The organism is Paenibacillus sp. J31R120, from assembly GCF_056269225.1.
Genome location: NZ_JBWDNN010000006.1, coordinates 60,201 through 72,796, shown reverse-complemented (window position 1 = coordinate 72,796; position 12,596 = coordinate 60,201). Strand labels below are relative to the sequence as shown.

General features: G+C 50.5%; 7 protein-coding genes. All 7 read right to left on the bottom strand.

Annotated features, from left to right (window positions below; genetic code table 11):
• Nucleotides 1-13: 13 nt before the first annotated feature.
• On the bottom strand, nucleotides 14-1,036 hold the full coding sequence (locus AC0YNW_RS20920) for a LacI family DNA-binding transcriptional regulator (protein WP_387476866.1): 1,023 nt from the start codon (nucleotides 1,034-1,036) through the stop codon (nucleotides 14-16).
• Nucleotides 1,037-1,587: 551 nt separating this feature from the next.
• Nucleotides 1,588-2,214 (bottom strand): suppressor of fused domain protein, encoded by a 627-nt coding sequence (locus tag AC0YNW_RS20915; RefSeq protein WP_475833604.1) that lies wholly within the window; start codon nucleotides 2,212-2,214, stop codon nucleotides 1,588-1,590.
• On the bottom strand, nucleotides 2,214-2,501 hold the full coding sequence (locus AC0YNW_RS20910; RefSeq protein WP_475833603.1) for a hypothetical protein: 288 nt from the start codon (nucleotides 2,499-2,501) through the stop codon (nucleotides 2,214-2,216). Before AC0YNW_RS20910 ends, AC0YNW_RS20915 begins: the two co-directional genes overlap by 1 nt.
• Nucleotides 2,502-2,802: 301 nt before the next feature.
• Nucleotides 2,803-4,197 carry a hypothetical protein gene (locus AC0YNW_RS20905; RefSeq protein WP_475833602.1) on the bottom strand — a complete coding sequence of 465 codons (1,395 nt, stop codon included), beginning with the start codon at nucleotides 4,195-4,197 and terminating at the stop codon, nucleotides 2,803-2,805.
• A gap of 401 nt (nucleotides 4,198-4,598) precedes the next feature.
• Entirely contained in the window at nucleotides 4,599-5,489 is an 891-nt protein-coding gene (locus tag AC0YNW_RS20900; protein WP_475833601.1) for an alpha/beta fold hydrolase, read from the bottom strand.
• A 219-nt stretch (nucleotides 5,490-5,708) separates the two neighbouring features.
• Entirely contained in the window at nucleotides 5,709-6,317 is a 609-nt protein-coding gene (locus AC0YNW_RS20895) for a DUF2239 family protein (RefSeq protein ID WP_475833600.1), read from the bottom strand.
• Between the two features lie 566 nt (nucleotides 6,318-6,883).
• Nucleotides 6,884-12,574, bottom strand: coding sequence for an amino acid adenylation domain-containing protein (locus AC0YNW_RS20890; RefSeq protein ID WP_475833599.1), 5,691 nt, complete (start codon nucleotides 12,572-12,574; stop codon nucleotides 6,884-6,886).
• Between the last annotated feature and the right edge of the window lie 22 nt (nucleotides 12,575-12,596).

The window sequence follows — 12,596 nt, the reverse complement described above, 5'->3', positions numbered from 1 at the left end:
TTTCCCCCCACTACTACTCCTTCAGTCTTTTGACTGAGCCGAATTTTTTCAATTCCACATCCAATATCATTTTTTTCAGCTTCGTTCGTTCTTTAGGCTCACCCTTAATTTTTTGAATGAGCATTTCCGCTGCTTGAATTCCCATATCTCTTGTTGGTCTGCTCACCACGGTCACTCTAGGCTGCACGAACTGAGCAAGCTCGTTATCATCAAAACCAATTAAAGAAATATCCTCCCCGATCCGGAGATTCAAATCGCGTATCGCTTTAATCGCGCCTGTACAGATGACGTTGTTAGCTGCAAATATGGCTGTCGGCGGCTGCCCGGATTGCATAAGCTCCGTCGTAAACCGGTAGCCGTCCTCTTCCAGCCAATTCCCCTGCTTGTGATAGGCAGGATCGGGTGTCAGGCCGCTCTCATGCATAGCTTGACGATATCCCCAATAACGGTCCTTGCCGTCGTTAAAATCATGCGCCCCGTCTATAATAGCAATACGTTCATGACCATAGTCCACGAAGTGCTTGGTCGCTTCGTAAGCGCCGCGGAAGTTATCGATTAAGACACCATCGTGTCCGCAATCATTGATATAACGGTCGACAAGAATGGTAGGCTTGCGGATATTCCGGTAAAACTCCGCATCCTTATGCGTGCCGATTAAGATGATCCCATCCACATTTTTCCCAAGAAAGCTTTCAAAAAATTCTTCCTCTTCTGCCTCATCGCTATTCGTGGCGACGACTAGAGTAGTGAAGCCTTCCTTCTTGGCTACCTCGACCATACCGCCAATAACTGCGGTGTAGAAGGGATTCTGAATCTCCGGCACCACGACGGAGAGCATGTTGGTTTTTTTATTGACCATCGATGCAGCCATCGTATTCGGCACAAAGTTCATCTCTTCGATTATTTTGAGTATTTTCTTGCGAGTGGCTTCGCTTACGCGATCCCGTCCATTCATTACTCGGGACACCGTAGCTACAGAGACACCCGCTTGCTTGGCTACGTCTTTAATGGTGATTTCCTTGTTCGTCTTAGCCACCCCCCTTCCTTAATTTGTTGTCATAACGTTTTCTCAATATTTCCCTTTGATAATAAACGATATTAGTTCATTTTTCCACTCGCATAATGTAAACGTTTACGCAATTTCTGATTTTATTGTAGTTCATGATCAATCAGATTACAATAGGTTTTTTTCGAAAAATCAAAAAATAAAACGGTTACATGAATCACATGTAACATTATAGAGTTAGGTATATGTTTATTTAAAGATATAAATATTGATATATCATTGTATTTGCGTTAACTATTCTTACATAAAAGTAAGGTTTTCATTGGAAACAAGCAAGATCCAAGAACAATTATGCAACTTTGTTAGAAATCTAACGATCATTCACTCCTCCAAAAATGAGATTGAATAAGCCATCATTTCCTCAATTAAGACTTCAATATCTCACCATTTCTTTGTCAAAACGTTTACGCAATCCCCTCCATAATGTGCATCATACATGTACACAAAAAAAGCCTGGCGGAATCAGGAATAAAAACCTGACTGTCACCGGGCTTGTTTTAAAGATTTCCTTCCTCCGTCTCTTAAGGACGAGTTGGATCTATGATTGAATACGGAAGGTTTTCTATGTAAGCATCAAAAACATCTATGCCTTCTTGTAATACGATACGTGCTTCTTTAGAAGTGATGGGTATGACCCACAAGACACTAATGGTTTCTTCGCCTATTTTTATTTGTTCAAAATCCTCACTTTCCCCTCTTAGTTCATCAATCAATAGGGCTTTTGTCGTCCAGTTCTCTGGTGCGAGCGTGCTCTCCGTCATGACTCGTGGTACTTCCGAAGATTGTATATGTTCGATATTATGGGCAATAAGGTCGCAGAAATAGGTGAATATGCGATCAATGGTTTCTTGTCCCAAATCGGGTTTTAACGCTAGCATCCATTCCGTCTCGGTAGGTTTTCCAGATTTTCGAATGGAGTTAGATAGGCCAACTGTTGCGAATCGTGCTGGAATATGATCATTCATGGATGGGAAATAATAAATTTCAATCGTTACGCCAATCTCCGGTTTTGTCATGATGACTCTATATTCTGGCATAGACCATTCTTTCATATATAAATGAAGAATCATGGTTCTTCTGATATCGAAGTCCAGATTTTTTTCTTGGCTTGACTCTCTATTCCTTTGCATTTCCATCACCTCTTTCATCAGGAAATATCATGGTGCTTTAACTCACTCCAACCTTTATTGTCGAGTATATTTATCATTTTTGAGCCAAGACAAAGCAAAGTGTCTCCAAAAACCGAGATGTCTTCACATTCTGCGATTTCATCAACCTTCTGAAGCCTGGACTTTTCATCTGAATAATCAAGAAAAAATAAACCTTCATTCGAAGCAAAGTATAGCTTCTCTTTAAAAAACGCCATTTTGGCCAAAATCATATGGTCTTCATCATGACTGACATCTTCGAACCCGTTTGCTGCATTTCCCCGCATGATGACTCCATTGAAGCCGCACGCCCAAATGACGCCGCTTGTTGCGCATATGACACTCATGAGAATATCATCAGTGGATGCGCTGCATTCCTCCCAGGATTGACCGTTGTAGTGATATATCCTATTGCGTCCGACTGGATATAGATCTTTGGCGGAATATCCATCGATGTCAGCAATGTCATCGGCAATATGAAATGGATTTACTGCGAGTCAGCCAGCTCATCCGGCTTAGATGCAAACATAAAGTAATCGTCATCAATTGCCGCACACTTGCCCAAAGTTATTGGAGTTGCATTCATCATTACCCCACAGGACTCCCGTCTACGCTTATTTTCCGAGAAATAAATTGCTTGAATCTATCAAAATACCGTTCTGATGCCTCCCAGCGCTTGGCGTCCAAAAAAGGCATGTCCTGGCGGGCATGATGGTTAGGAGGTTGATAATGCCGAGAAATGTAGGAGTCGTTGTCCAGTGTATAGAAATAAAATGCTCCATCCGGAGTCTCGATATCAATCCGGGCAGCAAAGCAGTATCCATCCTCATCTGTATATGCATCACGACGAAAGCCGTAATATTTGGAACCGTCCCAGAAACCGTCATTCTCCTCCCCATAGGGGTCCAGCTCCTGTATGACAGGGTGCTGCAAAATGTCTTGCACATCCTTAACCTCAATATTCGGCAAATAAAGCTCGGCTACATTCACGCAAGTCAGCAGCATAATCCAATATTCAGCCAATGGCTTTGAGGTTTCTTCGTTAATATCCTCCCACTCGTCCCCTTCATCATCCGTTTTCATTAACAAGCTGATAGAATGATCGTCATCCAGCCAAATAAAGTAATGGTGCTGAGCCGTCTTGATGTAAACGCTGGGATTCCGTTTATCTCCATCAACACCCATATGCTCCCGCTGAACTTTGAAATAGGCGTCATGCTCCTCAAACTCAAAATAAGGCTGATCATCCGTCATCAAAATACACTGCGTCAATTTCAGTATGTTTTCTTCATTGATGGTGTTGTAAGTGAAATATAAATGATCTACTTTCTTTCTTTGGAGAGCTTCATTCCAATCAAGCAATGCGGATTGCCCTTTCTTAAGTACAGACACCAGCATGCCAAAAGAAAAATCGACTTCTTCTTCTTCGCTGTCCAGAAAAACATCATCAATCAATACTTTGCGAATATCGACCGGAAGCTCCTGACAGACGGCGTCCGTATCCCACACGTTTACCGCACATACGATGCTTTGCTGCCCCTCTGCTTTGAAGCGATACTCACCATCTTGGACTAAAACCTTGGCATTGAGATTGCCTTCAACAATCATCTCTCCATGGTTATAGGAGCCGCACAATATCTCTTCAACGGTTAAATTGCCCGTCACATAAATCTCTTGACCGCCTACGGCGATATTTTTAGCACTCAAGTTACCTGTCACCATAAGAGCTATGGCGCCGTCTGTTTCACTATTATAGAGGTTGTCCACTGTGAGGTTTCCATTAATAAAAAGGATGGTTACCCCTTTTTGCTGCGGGAAAGGCATATACCAATCCAGATTGAGGAACGGCAGTGTCAAATCCCCCTCATAATAAGCGACAAGGTTCTCATCGTTGAAATCCTTGTAAAACTTCGCCCACCAAGAGTTTTCAGGAAATTGATTGGCGATTTGGCTAATGGTCATAAACTGAAATTCATTTTTCATCCTTTCACTCCCCTTTCAATTTCCATTATCTTCTCATGCATCAAACTCTCATATATCAAAATGACTGTCTATTTCTACAATAATAGATTTTTCCTCTTATGAACATATTTACAAACCAGGATATCCATTAAGATTTAGTGACAAGAATCCTGGCATTGCTGGAATTCAGCTCGATAAGCAGGAGATCATATCATCTTCACCGTTGATGGCATTGACGAAAAGATGGACTTCTAATTGGTTTGGCGGAACAACTCGGTAATAAATATGCGAATTAAAGGGACTCAGACTGTTTGGAAAAATCCCAAAAGATAAGCGCCGGCTCACGATGTTATCATGAAACCGGCGCTTATTCGATCGTTTCCACATATATGTTCAAATGGAGCTGCGTTAACAAGCGCGTGTCAATTGCGACGAGCCGTTCGCTCTATGCCATCAGCGATTACTTGGTATAGTTGGTGAGGCAGGTCGTGTCCCATGCCGTCAACCAACATTAGCTCGGCGGCCGGGATGGCAGAAGCCGTGTCCTCACCACAAGCTGGGACGAACAGGGGATCGTCCATCCCTTGAATGACAAGTGCTGGTACTTTTATTGTTGCCAGCCGCGGACGACGGTCGCCGGAGACAGCGATCGCAGCAATTTGTCGTCCGACACTGCCTGGATCGTAGGCTCGCCGGACTTCCTCCAGAATGAGTGCCCGATAAGCGTCTTCTTCGAACGGATAGCCAGTGCCGGCGATGCGTTTGGCAAAAGAAAGACTTTGCGCCAAAAATCCTGCTTCATCCTCAAAGGGGTTCGGCGCCGGTCTAGTCATCATCTCCATGACAGCCGGGGAAGCTTGCGGAAGGGTAGGATTACCGGAGCTAGACATAATGGAGGTGAGTGATAAAACCCGTTCAGGGTACTCACTGGCTGCAATCTGGGCGATCATTCCACCCATCGACCTGCCAACAAAATGTGCCCGGTCAATTGAAAGGGCGTCGAGCAGTCCGATAGCGTCGTTGGACATGTCATCGAGAGTGTAAGGGATGTCCGGTCGCTGTCCTGACATGAGAGCAGTCGCCAGTGCGTCAAAATCCAGCGCCCTATACTGGCTAAAGTGTGTCGAGCAACCTACGTCGCGATTGTCAAAGCGGATTACCCGAAAGCCCCGCGCTGCTAATATCCGACAAAACGGTTCCGTCCATCGAATCATCTGGGTTCCAAGCCCGGCGATTAGGATAATAGCCTCATCATTTTCGTTACCGAAACTGTCATAGGCCAACTCAACGCCGTTAACTTTCAGAATATTCATGTTTATGTTCTCCTCCAATTCATTCGGTATCGGAAGTTCTGCCATATGCAGAAGACGTGAATCTTCGACTCCTGTAGTCCGATGCCCAATACCGGCCTAGTAGTCTTGATGACTTGAAAAAGCAAGAAACGACTTCGCGCTGCTCATTCAAGCTCTGTCATAGCGGCCCCATTCGTAGTTCCTTTTTTAATTCTTCACGCCTCCAAATGCTTTCATTCATCAGTTTTCTTCAGGGAATGCATTAACGGCTAGTCTCTTGACATGGTTTCTGATATCAGGTGCCCAGTCATCGATGAAGTGGTAAAACCGATTCATATCACCAGCATACAGTGCCCGCAGAGCTTCCTCGTATTGATGGAAGTTCCCGGCCATAGCTGTCATAAAGTTAAATGTTGCTTCTTGTGACTCTCGGATATTACTCTGTTTTTCTCCAGCACGGCGAGCCTCATCAATGAGTTTTCGTAATGTTACCGACGCCCCTCCAGGTTGACTCTTAAGCCATTCCCAATGCCGTGGCAATAACGTAACCTCACCGGAAACAACCCCCAGCTTGGGTCGACCGACACGCCTTGTAGGCTGATGATTCACTTCCTTACCGGATAAGTCACCGAACTGTTCTCCTAATCGTTTGAGCACATCATCTGTATTCCCACGAAAATCAACATCTATTTGCTTCCCTGTGGAATCGTCAAATAAAAGCAACTGTGTGAGGTCTCTGACATCCAAAGCATCCTTCACCGTAGTAACAACGTGCTGTAACGAACCACTGGCGACAACTTCTACACCCACAAATGCCGTGCAATAAAAGCTCGATAGGCTATTACTCATGCTGACCTCCTCTCTGATTGTCTCACCTATTATACCCGGGTAAAAATAAATAATCAATATTACCCGGGTAAAACAATTTTCTCGTTCGTTATGAGGGAATAATGCAAAAAGATAAGAAAAACCGCGCTGTTGAAACGCTGCATCTTCATTTCTGCCAATTCTACGCTTCTAACGCCGCCTCGCCATGTCTGCTAGTGTTGCTTTATGTTGTGCATGTTGTGTATTGTCACAAAACTGCCAGTAGCTTAATTTAATAACGCAGCGGCGGGTCACTTCACAACGAGGCGATTTTCTTATCGTAAAATCAACATCAGGATTTAACATAGCCGAATATAAAAAAGTTCATTAGATGTACATCTAATGAACTTTGCGATCATAATCCTTTGCCTAGGATGATTGGGATTGATTGTCAGCAGGAATTGATCTGACTACAACCTACACGGATTCCAACTCGGCTTTTAGCTGCAGGTTTGATCTATTAAAAAGGTCAAAGGGCAGAACAATCTCTGCCCTTTCTTGGCTACTTTCCCGACGTAACGCTCAAAAAACTGCTGCCTTAGTCCATTCTATTTCGCGGCAAGCGGCGCCAACACAAGCTTCGCCAACTGAGCTGCATGAGCTTCCTCCTCCATACAGCTGAAATGATTGCCGTCTATTTCCGTAACCTCGAAATCGCCAATACAAAGCTCCTGCCAAAAATCGAGCGTCATTTGCTGAGTGCCCGGCAAAAAGGTGAACGGCTCCTTGGCCAGCAGGAACCGGATATCGCCGACATAAGGCGGCGGAGTGAACTGCGCCGCTTTGAAGCTCTGGCGATAAAGCTTGAACAGCCCCTCAGCCATTTCGACAGGCATCCTTTCACCGGTCGTCGGTGCTGCCGCATCCACATAAGCGGTGAAGCGTTCCCTCAGGCTGAGAGCGGACAACGTGCGGAACAACTGTCCGACCCGATCCAGCCCCTCGTCTCCGCCAAGCCTGCATGCGGAGCCCTCTGGAATCGCACAGTTGTTATGCTCATAAATATGGAGCAGCCCGCGCATCAATTCCTCTGGATGAACATCGCCAAAGTCCAACCCGGTAAATGAAATATTCAAGTTAGGCGCAAACAGCGATTCAATGACAAGTTCATCATGAATGGCAAAGCGCACGGGATGGCTGTCGATCAGAACCAGATCGGCTACACGCACTCCTTTTTCCACCAAGCGCCGCGCTACCTCAACTGCAATCAGCCCTCCAAGACAGTATCCGATGAGCTGCATTTCCCGATGCCCCGTATCCATCAGCCGCTCAGCATAATCTTCAGCAATTTGTTCAATCAGCTCTGAGGGCTCATGCGCACAAAATCGCTCCGCATCCGCAACCGTTATGCCGATTATCGCTCCGGCCTCCTGCGCCTTCATATGTTCAAGCAGGAAACGGAAGCAGTTCATTGTCCCGAGCCCGGCATGGAAAACAATGCGCAGCGGTCCGGTCTCCCCGCCTCCGTACGGCGTCAGCACCGCGTTGCTGATTCTGCCCGATTCGGCGTAGGCAACCGGATCAGCCTGTCCGGTAAAACCTGCTTCCCCCACAAGGCGGGGATTGCCTGGCAGCCGCTCCGGCTCTATCTCCTGACTGCGCCTGCGGATAAACGCCGCAAGTGCCGCAATCGTCGGATGATTGAGCATATGCCGAAGCAGCGTGTCAAACGGAATAGCCGCATACCGACCTTCCGCAGCCAGAGCATCGCGCAGTTTGCCTGCTACCTGGGCCATAATAAGCGAATCGGCCCCATATGCGTAGAAGCTTGACGTCCTGCCTACGGCGGGCACGCCAAGCGCATCCGCCCATAGTGCGGAGAGCTGTGCCTCAAGCTCATCGGAGGTTGGCGCTTCGGCTTCCGCTGCAACGTATTCTGCGGCCGTCTTGGGCCGCCAGCCTGCCAGCTCGCGGCGGTCCACCTTGCCGTTCACCGTCAGCGGGAGCGCATCGGCAATTTGCAGATGGGACGGCAGCATGGCCGGCGGGAGCCGCTGTGCTAGAAAATCGCTCAGTTCCTCCGCCGTCACGGCAGCTCTATCCTGCTTGAAGCGCCGGGCATACAGATGGAAGCCAAGCGCTTCAAGACGATCGCCCTCCTTGGGCAGCATCAATACCCCTTCGTCTCCGTAATCTTCCAGCAGGCGCAGCCACTCGTCGCGCCCCAGATAGGACGAACGCTCACGCAGCTTGTCACCCGGCTCCATCATCATGAAGGCCTGCGAGATCAAAATCCAGGCGTGCTCGCCGGTCGGCTCGGTAAAGACAAACCAGCCGCCAGGACAGATCAACTCCGCCACCCGCCTCATGCTTGCCGGAATATCCTTGGCATTCTCCAGCACACCGGCCGCAAGTACAACATCGAAGCTGTTCGGAGCAAAGCCTTGCTCGCGGCAGTCCCGATCAATATCAAGCAGGCCGAAGCGCATGCCCGAATGGCTTCCGAAGCGCCTTTTCGCGCCGGGAATAAAAAAGGGAGAGATATCGGTAAACGTATACTCCGCATCGATGCCTTCAAGAGCCGCGAGCGCATGCTCCGTCGTCGCGCCTGTTCCGGCGCCGATCTCCAACACCCGCAGCGTACGGTCCGGATATTCTCCGGCAATCCGCTGCAACAGGCTGCTGATCCCGCGATTAAGATAGCCCGCCATCAGGTGGTCAACGTACAGGGAGCGGACAACATCATCCCGTCCTTCCGGGAACAGCAGCCCGACCGGGTCCTGCTTCCCAAGCAGCAGCTCCGGCAGTCTGTCCGCGCTGCTCCGCACATAAGCAACGAAGCCCGCCGAGCTCAGCTTGCCTGTCCATGCCGCTTCCGCCTGCCGCCACTGATCGGCCAGCCGTTCCGGATTCGGTTTGTACAAGCTGCTGTACTGCCGTTCGCCATGAACGGCGAGTTGCCCGGCTTCCTTCAGCCGCGCCGCCCAGCGCCGCACAAGCCAATGATGCGCCGGGGCGATGCCAGACCGCAGCAGCCATGCCTCCAGATCCGCCGGCTCCCCGCCGGAAAATAAGCCCAGCGCATGCAGCGCTCCCAGCATTGAGCCGTATACGGCTTGATCCAGTTTTTGAACCGCAGCCGCCAGCTCAGCTCCATCCAGCGCAGCAGCGGCGGAATCCGCTAAGCTGGCGATGCCTTCCGTCAATCTTGCAAAAGATTCTTGATTAGACCTTAAGTGAACAGCCGGCTCAACGACAGCTATCAGCGATTTGTCTTCTCCCGCTCCGTCAATGACGACGGCGGCCGCACCTACAGCAGGATGCTTGGACAATACGGCTTCGATCTCTCCAAGCTCAATCCGGTGTCCTCTGATTTTCACCTGATGATCATTACGACCAAGAAACTCAAGCTCCCCGCCGGGCATATAGCGGCCCAAATCACCGGTGCGATAGATACGCTGCCCATCCTCCGGATGAAAAATGAAACGGTCGGCTGTTTTTTCACGATCGCCCAAATATCCCTCGGCCAAGCCGCTGCCGCCAATATACAATTCGCCTGGCGTCCATACCGGACAGTCGCGCATTCGTTCGTCCAGCACCCGAAAGCTTTGATTTGCCAACGGTTTGCCATAAGGAATACTCTCCCAATCCGGCTGGAGCCCTTGGTACACATGGCAGTTCGACCAGATCGCCGCCTCCGTTGCGCCTCCAAGCGCAACGATCTGCACAGACGGCAAACGCAGCCGCAAGTTATCCGGCAATGACAGCGGAATCCAGTCACCGGACAGCAGCGCCAAACGTAGATTGGGCAGTCGCAGATTCGGCTCTGTCTGTAAATAGCTCATCAGCATCTGCATCAGAGCAGGCGCGGTATTCCAAATCGTAACATCATGCCGCACGATGCATTGCGCCCACTGCGACGGATCGGCTATGCCTTCTTCCGGCGGATACACAAGAGCTCCCCCAACAGACAACGGTCCGAACAGATCAAAGACGGACAAGTCGAAGCCGAGTTGCGACAGAGCAAGCACACGGTCGTTCTCGCCGATTGCAAAACGGCGATTGATGTCCGTTATGGTGTTGGCAGCAGCGTGGTGGCTGACGACGACTCCCTTTGGTTCCCCGGTGGAACCAGAAGTATAAATGACGTAAGCAGGCAGATCGGGATCAAGGTGAATACTCCCCTCGCCTGCCAGCGTCACATCCGAATGCGGCTCCAACCAGTCAACCGCAATGGCGGATACGCTCTCCGGCCATTGCAGATCCATTTGCGAGTGTGTCAGCACGATTCGGATACCGGCCTGCTTCAGCATGGCCCAGTGTCGCAGCTCCGGTTGCCTTGTATCCAGCGGCACGTAGACGGCGCCCGCCAGCATCGCACCGAGCACCGCCGCCGCCTGATGGATGCTTTTATCCATCACAATCGCCACGCGCTCTCCCGCAGCGCATCCGTACGTCTTTAACTGCTCCGCCACCGCCGCTGCAAGCTCCGTCAGTTCCCGGTACGTTACCGTCTCCCCGCCTTCGATTATCGCAATGCGTTCCGGCGCCATTCGGGCCTGCTCCAGCACCGTCTCATGCAGCTGCCGCTCCGGCAAAGGCTGCCGCACGGCATTCGCCTGCCGCCTCTCCTCCAGCTGCCACTGCGGCAATTCCACCGCTTCGACCGCATTCATAAGGTGATCACTGTGCGCGAGCTCACGCAGCAGCTTGCTGAAGCTGTCAAACATATCATCGATCATGCCGTCCGGAAACACGCCCTCGCGCACATCCCAATTAACCTGCAAGCCGTAACAATTGTCCATCGCTTGGCAATCTATGAATACCTGCGGCGTTTGACTGATGCCATATTCGCCGATTACGCCTTCCAGACGCCCTTCTTCCCCGCTTTCCACCAAGCCGATGGAGCTGGTGAACACGATCGGCATCAACGCGGCTTCCCTGCCCTGACGGCGGGCCATTTCCCGCATCACCTCAACCCCGGTGAACAAGCGATGATCCAGATCCGTGAACAATTGCTTTTGCAGCGCTTTCGCTTGTTCCACAAACGGCTTGCCTTCGCCCCATTCAACCGCAAGCAGGTTAACCGCCGTGAAGTCACCGACGATCTGCGGAATTTGCGGATGAAGCGGCTGCCGGTTAAGCATGGTCAAGTTGAGACAAAATGAACGGCCGCGGCTCCATCGCTCCAGCACGGCTGCGTAGGCGGTCATGACGGCGGCGGTCGGTGTCAGCCCCTGCTTCTGCACCCGCCGCTTCAGCATCGCCCACTCCTGCGCATCCAACTTTAGAAAACGACGCCGGAAGCGAGCCACTGCTTCATTGCCCTGCCGCTTGATCAGCGGCAAGTCGGGTGCGGACGGGAGCCCGTCCACACGCTCCAGCCAGTAAGCCCGATTCCGCGCATAGGCTGGGGAATCGCGCAAAGAACGCTCCGCAAGCACATAGTCGCGGAAACTCAGCTCAAGCTCGGGCAGCCCTTCCGCAGCTTCTCCCAGAGCTGCTGCCGCTTCTACAAGAGGAGCTGCAGCAACGGGCCACCGCTCACCCTGCTTGTAAATCACCTCGAACTCGGCCAGCAGCTGCCAAATACTCATCCAATCCGCGATCAAAAAATCCATGGATAAATGCAAAATCGCGTCATTCCCCGTATGGGTCACGGCCAGGTCAAACAAGGGCCACTTGGCGGCATCATAAATGCGATGGCCCATATCCTCGCGAATGGCATCCAGATGCTTGGCCGACTGGCCCTTATCCTCAAAGGCGCCAATATCCGCATAGCGCACCTTCAGCGGCGGAACGCTTTCGCTTACACGCTGCTGACCGTTTTCATCTATAGTCGCCCTGAGCATGTCATGGCGAAGCACCAGCCGGTTCCAGGCCGCCTCCGTTCGCGCTGCATCAAGCTGCGGGTAACACACCTCCAAATAGACATGGCAGGCAACACCCCCATAATCAAACAACCGCTGGCGGCCAAGCAGATAGGCTGACTGCACATCAGTGAGCGGAAATGGCTCAAATCGGGCCGTATGATCCGCGTTAATGGATGCCGGGCCCCCATGGACAACTGCTGTCGCCAAGCTTTCTGCTTCAGTTGCTGAAGCCGCTGCGGCCTCGGCGCGCAAAACCTCAATAATCTCCGATTTATACTGCCTGAGCAAATTTTTGTGTCTATCCGTCAATTGTCCTTTGGGCGCACGGAATCGCAGGCCCCCCTGTTCCTCCCACACCGTCACCCCGTCCAGGCGCAGCTGTTCCAACTGCTCTGCCGCCTGCAACGATAATGGTTGCGACATCATAATCCCTCCTCTTCCCCGTTTG

What these genes read in the sequence shown, in the direction of transcription:
- AC0YNW_RS20915 (WP_475833604.1), bottom strand. Translation starts at nt 2,214, where the DNA reads ATGAAAGAGGTGATGGAAATGCAAAGGAATAGAGAGTCAAGCCAAGAA.
- AC0YNW_RS20910 (WP_475833603.1), bottom strand. Translation starts at nt 2,501, where the DNA reads ATGCGGGGAAATGCAGCAAACGGGTTCGAAGATGTCAGTCATGATGAA.
- AC0YNW_RS20905 (WP_475833602.1), bottom strand. Translation starts at nt 4,197, where the DNA reads ATGAAAAATGAATTTCAGTTTATGACCATTAGCCAAATCGCCAATCAA.
- AC0YNW_RS20900 (WP_475833601.1), bottom strand. Translation starts at nt 5,489, where the DNA reads ATGAATATTCTGAAAGTTAACGGCGTTGAGTTGGCCTATGACAGTTTC.
- AC0YNW_RS20895 (WP_475833600.1), bottom strand. Translation starts at nt 6,317, where the DNA reads ATGAGTAATAGCCTATCGAGCTTTTATTGCACGGCATTTGTGGGTGTA.
- AC0YNW_RS20890 (WP_475833599.1), bottom strand. Translation starts at nt 12,574, where the DNA reads ATGATGTCGCAACCATTATCGTTGCAGGCGGCAGAGCAGTTGGAACAG.